This is a genomic window from Streptomyces sp. NBC_00316, assembly GCF_036158715.1.
In the GTDB taxonomy this organism is placed as follows: domain Bacteria; phylum Actinomycetota; class Actinomycetes; order Streptomycetales; family Streptomycetaceae; genus Streptomyces.
In genome coordinates this window covers 8095875-8111770 of record NZ_CP108023.1, presented here as the reverse complement: position 1 = coordinate 8111770, position 15896 = coordinate 8095875, and the positions used below count along the sequence as shown (strand labels likewise).

General features: G+C 72.4%; 14 protein-coding genes and 1 pseudogene. 5 read left to right on the top strand and 10 right to left on the bottom strand.

The genetic code is table 11. The features are described from left to right. Window positions 1-6: 6 nt before the first annotated feature. The 6 genes from OG878_RS36135 to OG878_RS36110 all read right to left on the bottom strand — a co-directional run bounded on the left by OG878_RS36135 (window position 7) and on the right by OG878_RS36110 (window position 5759). Entirely contained in the window at window positions 7-387 is a 381-nt protein-coding gene (locus tag OG878_RS36135; protein ID WP_328890675.1) for a DUF6191 domain-containing protein, read from the bottom strand. Window positions 388-648: 261 nt separating this feature from the next. Beyond that, a complete protein-coding gene (locus OG878_RS36130) occupies window positions 649-1422 on the bottom strand; it encodes an SDR family NAD(P)-dependent oxidoreductase (RefSeq protein WP_328890674.1) in 774 nt (257 codons plus the stop codon). Next, the gene (locus OG878_RS36125) at window positions 1419-2090 is read right to left on the bottom strand and encodes a TetR family transcriptional regulator (RefSeq protein WP_328890673.1); all 672 of its coding nucleotides are present in this window, start codon (window positions 2088-2090) and stop codon (window positions 1419-1421) included. The genes OG878_RS36130 and OG878_RS36125 overlap by 4 nt, the downstream gene beginning before the upstream one ends. 570 nt (window positions 2091-2660) lie before the next feature. Next, window positions 2661-3866 (bottom strand): PP2C family protein-serine/threonine phosphatase, encoded by a 1206-nt coding sequence (locus OG878_RS36120; protein ID WP_443049206.1) that lies wholly within the window; start codon window positions 3864-3866, stop codon window positions 2661-2663. 202 nt (window positions 3867-4068) lie between these two features. Continuing rightward, the gene (locus OG878_RS36115) at window positions 4069-4839 is read right to left on the bottom strand and encodes a GNAT family N-acetyltransferase (protein WP_328890672.1); all 771 of its coding nucleotides are present in this window, start codon (window positions 4837-4839) and stop codon (window positions 4069-4071) included. After that, a complete protein-coding gene (locus OG878_RS36110; protein ID WP_328890671.1) occupies window positions 4836-5759 on the bottom strand; it encodes an NADP-dependent oxidoreductase in 924 nt (307 codons plus the stop codon). The genes OG878_RS36115 and OG878_RS36110 overlap by 4 nt, the downstream gene beginning before the upstream one ends. Window positions 5760-6297: 538 nt before the next feature. On the opposite strand from OG878_RS36110, the gene OG878_RS36105 reads away from it, so the two are divergent. The 3 genes from OG878_RS36105 to OG878_RS36095 all read left to right on the top strand — a co-directional run bounded on the left by OG878_RS36105 (window position 6298) and on the right by OG878_RS36095 (window position 7754). Further along, a complete protein-coding gene (locus tag OG878_RS36105; RefSeq protein ID WP_328890670.1) occupies window positions 6298-6735 on the top strand; it encodes a cupin domain-containing protein in 438 nt (145 codons plus the stop codon). Between the two features lie 315 nt (window positions 6736-7050). Continuing rightward, window positions 7051-7230, top strand: coding sequence for a hypothetical protein (locus OG878_RS36100; protein ID WP_328890669.1), 180 nt, complete (start codon window positions 7051-7053; stop codon window positions 7228-7230). Then, the gene (locus OG878_RS36095) at window positions 7227-7754 is read left to right on the top strand and encodes a nuclear transport factor 2 family protein (RefSeq protein WP_328890668.1); all 528 of its coding nucleotides are present in this window, start codon (window positions 7227-7229) and stop codon (window positions 7752-7754) included. Before OG878_RS36100 ends, OG878_RS36095 begins: the two co-directional genes overlap by 4 nt. Here OG878_RS36095 and OG878_RS36090 read toward each other — a convergent pair. Further along, the gene (locus OG878_RS36090) at window positions 7718-8626 is read right to left on the bottom strand and encodes an NAD(P)-dependent oxidoreductase (protein ID WP_328890667.1); all 909 of its coding nucleotides are present in this window, start codon (window positions 8624-8626) and stop codon (window positions 7718-7720) included. The genes OG878_RS36095 and OG878_RS36090 overlap by 37 nt on opposite strands. A 200-nt stretch (window positions 8627-8826) precedes the next feature. Further along, window positions 8827-10062: a cytochrome P450 family protein gene (locus OG878_RS36085; RefSeq protein ID WP_443049286.1), complete on the bottom strand. Its 1236-nt coding sequence runs from the start codon at window positions 10060-10062 to the stop codon at window positions 8827-8829. Between the two features lie 495 nt (window positions 10063-10557). On the opposite strand from OG878_RS36085, the pseudogene OG878_RS36080 reads away from it, so the two are divergent. Further along, window positions 10558-10875, top strand: a pseudogene (locus tag OG878_RS36080) (PRC-barrel domain-containing protein); the annotation flags it as partial. 249 nt (window positions 10876-11124) lie between these two features. Here the strand turns inward: OG878_RS36080 and OG878_RS36075 are convergent. Beyond that, the gene (locus OG878_RS36075; protein ID WP_328890666.1) at window positions 11125-12990 is read right to left on the bottom strand and encodes an acyl-CoA dehydrogenase family protein; all 1866 of its coding nucleotides are present in this window, start codon (window positions 12988-12990) and stop codon (window positions 11125-11127) included. Window positions 12991-13060: 70 nt separating this feature from the next. Then, complete coding sequence (locus OG878_RS36070; RefSeq protein ID WP_328890665.1) at window positions 13061-14290, bottom strand: beta-ketoacyl-[acyl-carrier-protein] synthase family protein; 1230 nt, start codon at window positions 14288-14290, stop codon at window positions 13061-13063. A gap of 277 nt (window positions 14291-14567) precedes the next feature. Here OG878_RS36070 and OG878_RS36065 point away from each other — a divergent pair, with 277 nt between their 5' ends. Next, window positions 14568-15869 carry a hypothetical protein gene (locus OG878_RS36065; protein ID WP_328890664.1) on the top strand — a complete coding sequence of 434 codons (1302 nt, stop codon included), beginning with the start codon at window positions 14568-14570 and terminating at the stop codon, window positions 15867-15869. The last annotated feature ends 27 nt before the right edge of the window (window positions 15870-15896 follow it).

Below are 15896 nucleotides of genomic sequence, written 5' to 3'. Positions count from 1 at the left end.
CCACCCTCACGGAGGTCCCGCACGATGCCCCGTCCGCCGGTCGTGCCTCCGCGCGCTCACGCCGCGGGGGGAGGTCGCCGAGGAGAGCCGAATGACGGCGCGGCCGGCGTCGAGGTCGACGGTGGTGCGGTTCGGCGGGGCGCCGTCCTCCTCGTCGTCGCGGAGCAGCAGGGCGCTCCGGCGCTCCTTGAGTTCACTCTGCTTGCCCGGCGAGAAGCTCGCGTGCAGCTGCTCGAAACCGGTCGCCGACACCTGGCCCTGGCGAGCGCCGTTGCGCCATGGCAGCATCCCGGCGCGCCCGGCCCGCAGCATCAACTGGTCGACCAACGCGACCAGAGTCAGGCCGATCACCAGTCCGGGCAGCGTCATCAGCGCGACGAATTCCATCCGCCCAGTATCGACGGAGCGCGGTGCCGTGGGTATCGGTCCGGAGCACGGGAGTGCGGGCCGTCGCGCAGGGGCGACGGCCCGCACTCCTTCGTGCACCGTCGGCGAAGTCGGCCGCCGGAGAGGACGACCACCCGTCCGCTGATCGTGCCGGCGTGCGGCCTCTCGTCCGCCGGCGGCGCCTCGTCCGGCGTGTACGCCCCGACATGGACCTCGATCGCTCCGGCGCGGGCCGGGGCGAGGACCGCTGTCGATGACCGCTCAGGACGCGGAGTAGCCGCCGTCCACCAGGTGGTAGCTGCCGTGGATGAAGGAGGCACGGTCGGAGAGCAGGAAGGCGGTCAGTTCAGCCACTTCCTCCGCGGTGCCGAGGCGGCCGGCGGGGTGCAGCGAGACGAGGTGGTCGCGGGCCGGGCCTTCGGTGTTGCGCAGCAGGGGCGTGTCGATGAAGCCGGGGCCGACGGCGTTGATCCGGACGTTCTGTGCGGCGTACTCGAGGGCCGCCGTCTTCGTGAGGCCGACGACGCCGTGCTTGGCGGCGACATAGGCGGGGGATCCGGCGAAGCCGTTGGTGCCGAGGATCGACGCCATGTTGACGACGGCGCCGCCGCCCGCGGCGACGATGGCGGGGAGTTCGTGGCGCAGCGAGTAGAAGACCCCGCTGAGGTTGGTGGCGACGACCCGGTTCCAGTCCTCGACGGCGTACTCACCGGTCGGTGCGCTCGGGCCGCCGATGCCCGCGTTGTTCACGGCGAGGTGCAGGGCGCCGAAGGTGTCGACGGCGAACCGCACGCCCGCTTCGACGGAGGCCGGGTCGGTCACGTCCATGGCGACGGCTGCGGCCTTGGCGCCGACGCTCTCCAGTTCGGCGGCCGCCTTACGGGCGTTCGCCTCGTCGTAGTCGGCGACGACGACGGCCGCGCCGCCCGCGGCCAGCCGGCGGGCCAGGGCCAGTCCGATGCCGGAGGCTCCGCCGGTGACGAGGGCGGCCCGGCCGGCGAACTCCTGGTCGGCGGGGGTGAGGGGGGTGCTCATGACGGTGCGTTTCCTTCCGTGGTGCTGTGCTGCGTCGGCCCGGCGGGAGGCTGCGCGAGCAGTTCCCCCGAGAGGGCGTCGAAGGCCTGTCCGACCAGTCCGGGCAGGGCGTCCGGCTGTCCGCCGCGCACCCAGGCGGCTTGGGCCGCAAGGAGTGCCCCGGCGCCTGCGGCGACCGTGACGGCCGGACGGATGTCCCGCCGGGGATCGACGCCGAGCCGGTCCGCGATGATGCCGATCGAGTCCTCCTGGGCGTCCACCCTGATGTGGTGGAAGGCCGCGTAGAGGGTGGGTTCCGCCTCGGCGACGACCAGCAGGTCGAAGATCCGGGGGCGGCGGTGCCAGGCCTGTGCGTCGGGGTCGTCGAGCCAGTCGACGACGGCGCGGCGGTAGGCGGTCAGCGGGGGCTCGTCGGCCGGGCGGGCGCGCAGGGCGTCGTTGATCCGGTCGCCGTCGCCCCGGAGAGAGTCCAGGACTGCGGCTTCCTTGCCGGCGAAGTACCGGCTGAAGGTGCGGCGGTCGACGTCCGCGCGCTCCGCGATCTCTTCGACCGTCACGCTCTTGAGGCCCCGGTCGAGCACGAGCTCGAACGCTGCCTTCGCCAGTGCGTCCCGGGTCCGGCGGGCCTTTCGGCTCCGACGCTCCGGAGGCTTTCGTTCCGGATTCATACATGCACCGTACACCAAAAATGTCCCGGCGCGACACAAGTCGCAACGGGACATGAAAGGGAGGCCCAGGACCTGTCCCGCCCGCCGGGCAGAGGCGGACAGACCGGTAAGGGGGCGACCCGTCGGGTCGCCCCCTTACCGGTCATCGCCACTCCCCTGCGGCCAGGGACCGTCTTTCACAGCCAGGGCCCGTCTTTCGGATCAGGCCGGAGCAGGGAGCGGTCGGCCGCGGAGCCACTGATGTCACGGCCGTGCGTGCGGTTGCCGGGCGGAACGAGGAGGCCACGCGGAGCGATGGGGTTCTCCCCGCTCGAGCGAAGCCGAGAGCTCGGAGAGGACCCACGACAACGCGGCAGAGGTGCGTACCGGACCCCACGAGCCCGGCATGATCCGAACGAGTGGCCCCAAGGGCTGTCCCGTCATCCCTGGTGGATCGGCGCGCGGCGTCAGATGTGGTGCATCGCATGGCGCGGACAAGCGGCATCGTACGGGGTGCATTCGGGCATTCCGGCAACACAGCGAGGTGCCGCAGCTGTCCTCGTACGCCCGCCAGGGACGGCGGGACAGCCCTTAGCTGAATGCCTGCGCGGACCGCCGCGCACCCCCGCCGGACGTCACGGACCGGCGGCTGCCGACCGGCGCTCCGCGCAGGGCGAGTACGGCGATGTCGTCGCGTCGTACTCCGCCGGTGAAGGCAACGAGGTCCCGGTGGAGAGCGTCCAGCAGCTCGCGGGGCCCGTTCCCGGCCCAGCGGCCGAGGCGGGTGTCCAGCGGGTAGAAGACGCCATCGCCGTCGCGGGCCTCGGTCACTCCGTCGGTGAACGCCAGGAGCGTCGCGCCGACCGGCAGGTGGAACTCTTCCGCGACGCGTGCCTCGCTGCTGAGTTCGGCCATGCCCAACGGGACGGAGGTGTGCCGCAGCGGCACCACGGCCGCCGTGCCCTCGTGCAGCAGCCGGGGCGGCAGGTGGCCGCAGTTGACGACCTGCACCTGGGTGCCGCCGTCGAAGCCCAGGATCAGGGCGGTCACGAACCGTTCGGTCTCGCCGGTCTGGGCGGAGAAGGTGTTGTGGCGTACGACCGCGTCCTCCAGGGCGTCCACCACCCCGGTCAGCATGGGCTCGCGGATGGCCGCCTCGCGGAACGCACCGAGCGCGGCGAACCCCGCTCCGATCGCCGCGATCCCCTTGCCCTGGACGTCGCCGATGATCACCCGCGTTCCGTACGGCGACTCGACGACCTCGTAGATGTCACCGCCGACCAGCCGGTCCTCCTCGATCGGGGTGTAGACCCCGTGGGCGACGACCTGCCCGGTCAGGACGGGCAGCGGGCGCAGGATCTGCCGCTGGAGCGCGCCGGCCGCGGTGCGCAGTCTGGCGATCTCGGTGGCGTGCCGGATCCGCAGCGAACAGGAACCGACACCCAGGCCGCAGGCCAGGACCGTGAAGCCGACGCCGCTGGCGAGATCCCAGAACGTGCCGCCAGACACGAGCCGGGAGACGACGACGACGGACATGATCCAGGCGGCGACGCCCACCGTCTGCCGAATGGTGCCGAAGACCGAGACGAGTGCGGGCACGACGACCAGCAGGGGAACGAGGCGCAGGCCCTCACCGGTCTTCATGTCGAGGACGACGATCGCGACGGTCAGCAACACCAGTCCGCCGAACAGCGCGGCGTTCCCGACCCTGGGTGCGGAGGCCTCGGCCTCCCTGGCACAGCCGTCCGACAGTGCCGCCCTGGACCCGGCTGCGGAGCGCGGGAGCCTGATGGTCACTGCGCTGCCTCCTCCTGCAGGCGCCGGTCCCGTGCCGGCACTCACCCACCCAGTCCACTCGGACCGGGTGGCCGGCGCACGAGGCTTACGGCCTCATGGGCCGTGCCGAAGGTCCCGGGCCGGGGAGAACCAGCTGGATTCGGGCCGGAAGTCCCGGGCCGAAGGTCCTTCGGCCCGGGACCCGAGGAGGCGGCACCCGGCGTCAGCGCACAGCCGCGGCCTGCGCGTCGTCCACGCCGCGCGTGCCGATACGTTCGCCCGCAGGCAGGTCGTGCGGTACGACGACGGAGAGGAACGACGTCCGGCGGCGGAGCCGGAAGCCCAGCGATTCGTAGAGCCTGATGGCGTTGGTGTTGGTCGCCGCCGCGTGCAGGAACGGCATTTCGCCGCGCTCCCTGATCTCGTGGGCGACGGCGCGGACGAGGCGGCCGGCGAGCCCCTGGCCGCGCACCGTTTCGTCCGTGCAGACGCCGCTGATCTCGCTCCAGCCGGATGGGCGCAGCCGTTCCCCCGCCATGGCGACGAGGGCCCCGCCTCGGCGGACTCCGAGGTAGGTGCCGAGCTCCACGGTGCGCGGCAGGAACGGTCCGGGGCGGGTGCGGGCGACCAGATCGAGCATGTCCGGCACATCAGCCGGGCCGAGGCGTACGGCCTCCGCGTCCGGGGCGGCCGCCACTGCGTCGTCGACGAGCTGGACGCCCTCCGCCTGGAAGGTGACCTCCCAGTCGCCGGGGTGCGGCTCGCGCAGCGCGGTCACGGTGACGGATCCTCCGGGGCCGGCCAGCGCGGCGACATCGGCCCAGTCGTCGGCGTCCGGGGAATCCGGCAGGGCGAACCAAGGCGCGACATCCGCCGGGTAGCGCAGGACGCGGCCCCGGCGCTCGGCGAAGTGGGCGTGCGGTCCGGTCAGCGAGGCGCGGGCCGGGTTGTCGAGCGGGTGCGTCACAGGGGCGGTGTGGTGCGGGGCACTCATGCGGCGGCCACCTCGATCACGATCTTCCCCCGGGTGTGCCCGCTCTCCACCGCTCGCAGGGCCGCGGCCGCGTCGGAGAGCGTGAAGGTCTGTGTCACGTACGCGCTGAGGGCGCCGCTGACGGCGAGGCGGGCCACTTCGTCGAGGACTGCGGCGTTGCGGAGCCGTTCGACGGCTGCTCCGCCCAGTTCGACGGCGAGCGGCTTGCCTCCGGCACTGATCAGCCGCTTCCGGTCGGTGACGAGCTCGGCGACGGCCCGCAGGGCGTCGCCGCCAACCATGTCGTAGACGGCGTCGATCCCGTCCGGGGCCGCTGCCCGTACGCGGTCGGCGACGCCGGGCCCCGACGGTACGTGCACGGCGCCGAGCGATTCGACGAAGTCCTTCTTGGCGGCACTCGACGTACCGATGACCCGGACCCCGAAGTGGCGTGCGAGCTGTACGGCGGCCACACCGACGCCGCCTCCGGCCCCGTTGACGAGCAGAGTCGAACCCGGTGCGGGGTCCAGCTGCCGGATGCCGTCGTACGCGGTGGCCGCCGCGACCGGCAGGACGGCCGCGTCGGCGAACGACAGGCCGGCCGGCTTGTGTGCGGTGACCGCGACGGGCAGCAGGGTGTATTCGGCGTACCCGCCGGTCAGCGGGTTGCCGAAGACCGCGTCCCCGACCTCGAACCCTTCGACACCGGGACCGACGCGCTCGACCACCCCGGCGGCCTCACTGCCGAACACGGCGGGAAACCGCGGCGGCGTACTGCCGGGCCTGGTGTATCCGTGGCGCAGCTTCCAGTCGACCGGGTTGACCCCGGCCGCCCGCACCGCGACGAGCAGCTCCCCCGGCCCGGGCGTGGGCACCTCCTGCTCGACGAGGGCTTCCACCTCCGGTCCGCCGCTGCGGGTGAATACGTACGCCTTGGGCATGTGCTCCCTCGCTCCGGATCGTGGCATCGGCTGCCTCGGCAGCCCGCGCCGGCTACACCATCAGAAGCCGACTGCAACATGCACGTATTCCCGGACGGCGGACTGTTCACAGGGCCGCAATGAATCCGGACCTGTGCGCGGATGCCCGCCGGTCGGTCCGGCGCGCCGACGCCACCCCGCCGATCCGGTGGCCCGCCCCCAGGCGATCGGCCCGTATCGGGTGTCCACGACCTGGACCATCGTGGGGCATCCTTTGACGCACCCCCAGCACTCGTGCACCGCCCACGGCCGGCTGGGCAGTTTCAATGGGCAGACCGCGATGCCGCTGACCTGCGCATACCACCAACAGCGAGGAGGAACGGTGTCCGAGGCCCACGCCGCCGCCGACCTGCCCGCGCCGTAGCAGCCATCGGGCGCCCAGCAGTCCGGGACGGGTGCGGTGCGTACGTCGCCGGCGGGGAATCTCAACCGGAGCCTTCTGGCCCGTGGTTGAAGTCTGTGCGACCTGCCCTCGGCGACCGGCGTCAACAAGGGGCTGTTGTCCCAGATCGAGCGCGCCGAAGCCGGTCCGACCGTCGATGTGCTGGTACGGATCTCCGATGCGCCGAATACCAGGTGCACGGATCCTTTGCGCCAGCCGCTGCTCCGGCCGGAGATCATCCGCGTCTGGTCGCTGGACGAGCCGGATGACGAGACTTCGGTCAACCTGCTGTTCGCCGACCATGAGCAGGGCGGTATCGCGATCTACCGCACCCGTCTGCACCCGCACGCACAGAGCCAGATCAGCTCGCACGGCGCGGACTCCGTGGAGTATGTGCTGGTGGTGTCCGGCCAGGTGACACTGGTGGTGGACGACGTACCGCATGGGCTGGAGACGGGGGACACCGCCCGCTTCTCGCGGCTCAGCAGTCACTACTGCGCGACGGAGGAGTCCCCCGCCGCCACACACACGATCGTGGGATACCCGCCCGACTGACCGGATCCGGCACCCGGTCCGGGAGCGATTTCGACTCAACCACCTCGGATGCCCGCCGGTCGGTCCCCATTCGGCCGCCGCCTGTGGCAGTCTGGTGCCGACCGCCCCACCGGGCTCCCCCGTACCGGTGGGGCGGTTCTGCGCGCCGCCTCTCCTGCCGGACACGGAAGGAGGGCGCGGGCCCCGCCGCCGCCCTTGCCCGCAGGTCGGCCCCGCGAAATCCCCCGCGCCCCAGGCTCCCGTGATCGCGGTGATCTTCTTCTTCGGCGAGGACGACGTGGGCGGGAGGGCCAACGGCGTTCTGGCGGCGCCCCGGTGGCCCAGCCGGCCGTGGACTTCGCGGACGACGAGCTGCGCGCCCTGCCGCCCCTCACCCACACCGCCTTCAACCGGGCCCTGCCGTCCATCACCCGCACCGCGTTCGTCGCATACACGGGCGGCCTGAGGAAACGCCCTGGTACACGCGTCGCACGCACGGACAGGACCGCGCGATGACGATCAATTCCGTTGTCATCCCGGAACCGTTGGACCATCTGCTCGCCGAGCGGGCCTGCGTGCGTCTCGTCATCGAGTCCGTCCGCCGTCTCGACCTCGGCGAACCGGGCACGGTCGCCGAGCTGTTCACCTCAGACGGCACCTGGGAATGGCCCGCGGACGGGCGCCGCACCGTGGGACGAGAGGCGCTGCGAGGCCATTTCGGCGACCGCCCGGCGGACCGGATGTCGCGGCGCATGTGTACGGACATCCTCGTCACCGTGGACTCGGCGACGACCGCGTCGTCGACGGCCTCCTTCGCGACCTATCGGGTCGACGGCAGGAGCGACAGCCTGCCCCCACCCCGGCTGCCTGCCGATATCGGGCCCTGCGAGGACATGTTCCGCAAGGTCGAAGCGATCTGCCTGCCGGCCTCACGCTCCACGTTCCTGGCGTTCGGCGGGGCCACGGAACGCGTGGCCCCCGCTCCCGCTGCGGCCGGGGAGGGTCAGTCGCCGTCCTTCTCCGCCGGACGGCCCGCGTAGTAGGTGGCGATCATGTCCTCGTCGCCGTGACCGGCCGCTTCCGCACGCTCGAACCGGTCGGCCGACGCAGCGACCAAGTCCAGTGTCACCCCTGACCGTTGGGCGGCCTCGAGGATGAGGCGGGTGTCCTTGAGCGCGGTGGACAGGGCGAAGCTGGGGGTGAGGTCGCCGGAGAGGACCGCCGCGGACTTGCCCTGGAGATAGGCGGAGTCGAGCGGGCCGCCCTTCATCACGTCGAGGAACGACTGCGGGTCGACGGACAGTCCATCGGCGAGGTTGAGGCATTCAGCGATGCTGCCCACCAGGTTGATGACCCAGGTGTTGACCACGAGCTTCAGCCGGGAGGCGGCACCCGGTGCTTCATCGACCCAGAACGTGCGCTGTCCGATCGCGTCCAGCACCGGACCCACCGACGGCCGGACAGCGGACGGTCCGGCGACGAAGACCGTCAATGCGCCCTGTTCCGCCGGCTGCTTGGTGCCGGCAACCGGGGCATCGAGATAGACGAGTCCCAAGTCCGCAGCTCGTTGGGCGAGTTCGGTGGTGGCGTCGATCCCGACGGTGGAGCACTGCAGCAGGATCTGGCCGCGGCGTACTCCTGACGAGGCGGCGGTGAGCGCAGCGGCGACGGAGAGGCCGTCGTTGAGCATCGTCACGATGACATCGGCGCCGCGTACGGCCTCGTCCGCCGTTTCGGTGACTGTGGCGCCGTCGGCGGCCAGGGGGGCCGCCTTGGCCTGCGTACGGTTCCAGGCACGGACGTCGAGTCCCGCCCGGAGCAGGCTCCGCGTCATCCCTGATCCCATGATCCCGGTGCCGAGGACGGCCACGGTCGGCCGCTCGGGGGTGGAGTGGACAGGTGTGGACGTCATGAGAGCGTGGTCCCTTCGTCGGCCGCGCCCCGCGCCTGCGCGGGGCGGTGAGAGGTCAAGGGTGCCGCAGTGCGCCGTCGGGTGCGGCACGGCACCCGGCTCTGGCGAGTCGCTATCCCCACCGCGGACGCGAACCCGCGAACCGCTCGGCCCCGGGTCCGTGTGCGGGTCCGGCGGTGCACACGGCGTCCCGCCGGGCCTCAGCCCCCGGCGGAACCCGCATCGGGGCGGAGCCGTACGGGCAGTGTCCGCACGCTGTTGCCCACGAAGCTGGCATGGCGCACCAGTTCGTCGTCGGGAACGACGACGTCCAGTTCCGGGAAGCGGCGGAACAGCTGCTCCAGCGCGATCGTCGCCTCCATCCTGGCGAGTGGCGCTCCCAGGCAGTAGTGCGGGCCGTGGCCGAGGGAGAGGTGGCGGGCCGCCGATGTCCTGGGCGGGCGGGTGACGTCGAAGCGGTCGGCGTCGGGGCCGTGTGCGGACGTGTCGCGTCCGGCGGCGGAGTATCCCGCGAGTACGGGGGTGCCTTTCGGGATGACGGTCCCGTCGAGGGTCAGGTCGCGGGTCGGGTAGCGGAACGGGAAGTAGCTGACCGGGCTGTCCCAGCGCAGCGTCTCCTCCACGACGTCGGCCCACGCGGCGCTGCCCGTGGTGACCAGGTCGAGCTGGTCCCGGTGGGTGCACAGAGCGCGTACGGCGTTGGTGACGAGATTCAGCGTGGTCTCATGGCCGGCGATGATCATCAGGAGCAGGGTACCGATGAGCTCGTGGGGGCCGAGGCGGTCACCACCGCCGTCGCGGGCGGTGATCAGCGCGCTGGTCAGGTCGTCGCCGGGCTGCTCGGCGCGGGCCGCGGCGACAGCGCTCAGCAGTTCCACGAGCTCCCGGTTGGCGGCCATGGCCTCCGCGGGCCCGATGTCGGTGGCAACGATCTGGTTCGACAGACGGTGCAGGCGATCCTGGTGCCGCTCGTCCACCCCGAGAAGCTCGCAGATGACGCCCATCGGCAGGGGCATCGCGAACCCGGCACGCAGGTCCACCGTCCCGTCCCCCGCCGCGGCCGCGGCTTCGAGACGGTCGAGCAGGTCGGCGGCGAGGGATTCGATGCGCGGCCGGAGTGCCTCCACCCGCCGGGGGGTGAACGCCGAGCTCACCAGCGTGCGCAGCCGCCGGTGGTCCGCGTCGTCGGCGGTGGTCATGCCCTGCACGGTGGCGAACGTCCGCAGCGGCCAGCCGTCGGGGATCCGTCCGTCGGTCAGCGCGGTGAAGTGGCGCGCGTCCTTCGCGACATCGGGATGGGCGAGAAACTCCTTGAGGGCCTCGTGCCCGAGCACCGCCATCCCCGGCACCTCGCCGGGCAGCACCACGGATGCCACGGCGCCCCGGGCGAGCAGCCGGGCGTTGTCGGCGTGCGGGCACCCGCCGGCCGGGTCCATGCGGTGGGCGGTGGCCTGGCCGTGCATGGGCGGGGTGTTCAACGGGCCTCTCCTGGCGGTCGTCGGCTCCGGACCGGCGGCGAACGGCGCTGCCGGTCGCGGCTGCGGGTGACAGAATGCAGATCCTACGGTCAACGAGCCTGGTGTGAAGGATGGTTGACCGGCCGGGCGCTCGACGGCCGGCGAGACCGGGGGCGTCGAGGTATCGGACCGGCTCGCCGGACCGCCGCGGCACGACCCGCGCAGAGCGCTTCCGGCTGCCGGCCCGCGCAGGAAAGCCGTCACCGCCCCGAGGGCGGGGTCCCGCACCTCACCCGAATGGCTCAGCGTTCCGGCGGGACTCCCACCGGTGCGGCGGGGCGCCGCCGGGGCGCGGCGGGCCGCCCTTGCCGGGCCGGGCGGTTGCACGGTCCATCGGGGTGAGGCGCGATGGAATCCAGAAGCGCTTGCCGTGGTGGAACCGCTGCAGGGCGCCCGGGCGAGGAGGAACCGGTCATGACAGCCGCTGACGGCTTTACGAACGCCGCCGAGCTCGACGGTCTGACGGTGTACGACACCGCGGGCGAGAAGGTCGGCAGCGTGGGGCGGGTGTACGTGGACGACGACACCCGCCTGCCGGACTGGATCACGGTGAAGACCGGTCTGTTCGGTCTGAAGGAGAGTTTCGTGCCGCTCCTCGGCGCCCGGAAGGTGGGCCCCGACCTGCACATCGCGCATCCGAAGGACCGGGTCAGGGACGCTCCCCGGGTGGACGCGGACGCGCATCTGTCCGTGGCCGAGGAGGAGGAGCTCTACCGGCACTACGGCTTCACCGGGAAGTTGCGCGGCCCGGGTCGGTGACCCGGCGGGCGGGCGCGGCCCGTCCGGCGGGACGGCCCCAGGGGCGGACCGCGCCGGGCCTTCGCCACCTGCGGCCGCCGGTGGGGTGCGGCCGAAGTCGCCCCGGCCGCACCCCACCGCCTCACGCCTGCGCGCGCTCCGGCGGTACGGCCCCTTCGCCGAGGGCCTCCGCCGCCCTCCGGACCCTGCGCTTCCGGCCGGCGTCCCGCCCGTCCGGGGCCGTCATTGCTCCCCCGCGGCCACCGTGGCGGTCTGCCGGGCCGTCTCCGGGTCGTCGTACGCGTGGACGTAGCCGGCCCCCGCGATGGGCCAGTCGGCGAGCACTTCCTCCGGCAGCGCGAAGGACTCGATCAGCATGGGCAGATGTCCGGCGACCTCCGCGATGAGCCGCTCGACGGCGTCCGGAAGAGCGTTGACCTGAGCGGCGGTCAGATGGCCGGCGGCGAGCAGATCACCGCTGTTGCGGTCCACCCATCGCAGGGCGAACAGCCGCTCCAGTTCCGCAAGCCGGGCCCGGGCCCGCCCCTCGGGCAGTCCGGCGACCGCGGCCGCGTACGCCTCGGCCGCCTGGCGGTGTGCGTGGGCCTCGACGCCGCGCAGCGCCGGCCCGGAAGCCGCGTTCCACCGGCCCATCGGATCACCGTGCGGGGCGTCGCTCATCCGCGCCCGGGCCCGGGCGAACCAGATGTCCTCCACGTACGTGTGGAGCCGCCCGAGGTAGCGGGGGTCGGAGAGACCTCCGGGTACGGCGTCGGGCGCGATGTCCTCCGCGGACGGTGGAGCGGCGAAGAGCATTTCGGCAGCCGCTTTGGCATGGATGGCCAGGTTGTCGCCCTCGGCGGTGATCACGCCCTCCACGCCGGCGATGAGCTCGGTCATGCCGTTGTTCTCCAACAGGGCCTGTGCTCCGCACCGTTCGCGGCATTCGACGATGACGGCGCGGGCCCGCCAGGTGATCCACCCCTTCGCGACGGCGACCAGCCGCTCCGCGTCGAACCGCCCTGCTCCCGGGGCGGTTCCCGCCTGCGCCTCCCACCGGTCGAGAGCCCTGCGGTGCAGAAGGCTCATCCCGAAGACGGTGGCCATGGCCTCGGCGAGAGGACCGTGGTGGCTGCGGTGGGCGATCACCGGCACCCGCTGCGTGGCGCCGGTTCCGGAGATGTACCGGTGGCCGCCGTAGCGGACCGCGACCGCCAGTGTCGCTCGCGCGGCGCCGACCGCGCAGGCACTCATGGAGATCCTGCCGACCGTGACGCGCCCGATCGAGGTCAGGAAGCGGCGCCTGTGGTTGCTCAGGGCGCTGCTGAACTCTCCGTCTTCACCGACTCGTCCGTGCTCGCCCCCGAGCAGTGCCTCGCGTGGGACGAAGACCTGGTCGAAGGCGGTCAGACAGTGGTCGACCGGGCTGCCCAGGCGCGGCGGGAGCCTGCGCACCCGCACCCCCGGCAGCGGCCGCGCCTCGTCGGTGAGGGGCACGAGGAAGAGAAAGACGCCGTGGTCGGCGCCGTCGACGAGCAGACGCGCCGCGACGAGTCCGGTCTTGGGGCCGCCGGCCGGGCTCGTGTTGGGCATGAATTTCTGCGCCCCGCAGTGCGGCGTGTGCAGGACGAATCCGTCGCGTGCCCGGTCGTACGTCGCCGTGGTCTCGACGGCCACCGCGTCGTTGCCGTGCGCCACCTCCGTACAGAGAAACGTGCCGATGCGCCGTAGTTGGAGGAACTCCGACAGATCGCGGCGGGAGTCGCCGTCGTGGTCCAGGAGGCTGCCGAGGAAGAGGTTGTAGTGGATGCCCGCGACGGTGGTGAGAGCAGGGTCGACCGGTCCGATCCACTCGTGCAGGGCGGCGAGGGCGCGCGGGTCGGCAGCGGTCCTTGCGGCGCAGTCGAGGGTGATGTTGAGGAATCTCAGCCGCTCGTACGCAAGGCAGAGGCGCTCGTCGGGGGTGCGGTCGGCCTGGCGTCGGAACGGTTCTGTGGAGATCAGCCGACGCCAATGTCCGTGCTCCTGGCGGAAGTCACCACCGAAGAGCACGCCTTGGAGGAGCTCCGCGGTGGACTGCGTGGCGGTGCTGTCGATCGTTGCGGTCATGCATACGAGAACGATCAAGGATCGGCGAGGACACACTCCCTCGCCGCCCGATGCACATCGGCACATGCGGTCAGGCGCGCTCGAAGGCCAGCGCCACGTTGTGCCCGCCGAAGCCGAAGGAGTGGCTGACGGCCCGCTCGACGTCCTGCCGGCGGGGCTCCTTTGTCACGCAGTCGAGACCGAACCCGTCCGGCAGCGCGTCCAGGTTGGCGATCGGCGGCACGACGCCGTGCTCCAGGGTCAGTACGGTCGCCACCGCCTCGATCGCACCGGCGGCGGCGAGAGTGTGCCCGAGCACCCCCTTCGGGGCGGTGACCGAGGGCCGGTGCGGGAAGAGCCGGGAGACGAGCGCGGTCTCCATCGCATCGTTCAATGGGGTGGATGTGCCGTGCGCATTGATGTGGTCGACCTCGCGGGGCGTCCAGCCCGCCTGGTCCAGCGCTGCTTCCACCGCCTGCTGTGCGCCACGGCCGTCGGGCTCCGGAGCGGTGGGGTGGCGGGCGTCCGTACTCGAACCCGCACCGGCCAGCAGCGCCCGCGTCCGGCCGCCGCGGGCCCGGGCGTCGGCGGTGCGCTCCAGTACGAGCATGGCGGCGCCCTCGCCCATGACGAACCCGTCACGGTCCGCGGCGAACGGCCGAGACGCGCCCGCCGGATCGGCGGTACGGGTGGAGAGCGCCCCCAGCTTCGCGAAGGCCGCCACCACCAGCGGCGTCAGTACGGCCTCCGCCCCGCCCGCCACGGCGATGTCGCACCGGCCGCTCGTCAGCAGGTCACGTGCGACGGCGATCGCTGTGGCCCCGGAGGCGCAGGCGGTGGCGGTCGCCAGGCTGGGCCCGTGGGCGTGCAGCGCGATCGCGACCTCCCCGGCCGCCGCGTTCGGGATCATCATCGGCACCAGGAGCGGAGAGATCGCCTCCGGTCCCGCGTCGTCCAGCTTGCGGAGGTTGTCGATGAGCACGGACACGCCGCCGACGCCGACGCCGAGGACCACGCCGACCCTGGACCCGTCCCAGCCCTCCGGGGAGAGCCCGGCATCCGCCACGGCCTGCCGGGCGGCGATCACAGCCAGTTTCACGAACCGTGCCATCCGCCACACCGTGCGCTCGCCCACCGCCCGGTCCAGGTCGATCCCGTCGATCCGGCAGGCGAAGTCGACGGGCAGTCCGGCCAGTTCGTCGATACTCCGCGCCATGGAGCGTCCCGCGCACAGTCCCGCCCAGAAGGTGGGCTCGTCGGAGCCCGCGGGAGTCACCAGCCCCATTCCCGTCACCGCGACCCCGGTGTCATTCTGCGTCATGTCCCATTCCCTCCGTCGGGCACCGTGCATGTTCGTGCGGGGCCCGGCCGGCGCAGCACCGCGGACCCCGGGGCGGTCCGCCGTCGAAGGCGGTGACCAGCGCCCGGTTGTCGGCTGTCGAACGGTGGTCGCCCCCGCGAGGATGCGTGCACTGCGCCGAACGGGCGCACGTGCGGTCCGGGGGTGAGAACGGCCGTACCCCCCGCACCTTCCATGTGCTCACCCGTACGCAGCAGCCCGCCGCGCTGCGCGGGCGCGCAGAGCATCCCCTGGAGTCATGGCATCACCGGACCCAGGCCACTCGGATTCCTCCGCCTCCCCTGGCGATCTCGATGCGCTGCGCGCACGGGTGGCGCAGCTGGAGGCGCGCGCTCCGGCGCGGTCCCGGCACCGGATCCGGCCGTTCTTCGCCGTACTGCTGATCCTCGTCGCGGCCGTACTCACCCCGCTGAGCGTGGTCGCCGCCTGGGCCAGGGACGACATCGGGGACACCGACCGCTATGTGGCGATGGTGAGACCCCTGGCCTCCGACCCCGACGTGCAGGCGGCGGTGTCGAACCGGGTCACCGATGTCGTGATGACCCATCTGGACGTGCACTCCCTCCTCGAACAGGTGGCCCCCGCGGACCGGCCGGTGGTCGACAAGGCGCTGGGGCGGCTGAGCGGCCCGATCACCACCGGGGTCTCGAACTTCGTGCGCGGGACGGTGGACAGGTTCGTGTCGTCGGACGCCTTCGAGAAGCTGTGGGTCGATCTCAACCGGGATGCCCACGCAGCCGTGGTGAAGGCGCTCTCGGGCAGCGGCGGCGGCGCGGTGAAACTCACCAACGACACCGTGGTCATCGACCTCGCTCCGGTCATCGACCGGGTGAAACAGCGCCTCGTCGACCGGGGGCTGACGATCGCGGCGAAGATCCCCGAGATCCACACCGACTTCACGGTGCTGACGTCCGACGCGATCGGCAAGGCCAAGAAGGGGTTCCGGCTGCTGCAGATCGTCGGTTTCTGGCTGCCGGTGCTGACCCTCGTGCTCGCTGCCGTCGGGGTGCTGCTCGCCGTGCGCCGGCGTCGCGCGCTCATCACTGCGGCCCTCGCGGTCGCGGTGGGCGCCGCGGTGCTCGGCCTGGCGCTCCTGGTCTTCCGCGCGTTCTATCTGGACAGTCTTCCGGCGTCGGTGTCGCAGCCGGCGGCCGGTTCGGTCTTCGACGCACTGGTCGGATATCTCCGCGCCGGGGTCCGGATGGTGATCACGCTCGGCGTGGTGGTGGCGCTCGCCGCCTGGCTGACGGGTGAGGGCCGCGCCGCCGTCCGGGTCAAGGCGATGTGGGGCGGCGGCATCGGTGCCGTGCGCGATGCGGCAGGTCTCACCGGTGGCCCGGTCGGCGCCTGGGTGCACCGGGCGAAGACCCCGCTGAACTGGACGGCCGTCGTGGTGGCCGCCGTGGTACTGATCGTGTGGAACCGGCCGACGGCGCTGGTCACCGTATGGATCGCGATCGCGGCGCTGTCCGCCCTCGTGGTCGTGGAGTTCCTCGACGACGACAGCACACCGCATCTGACTCCGGCTCCGCACGGGTAGCCGTGGCGCCCGGGGCCACCGCCGCCG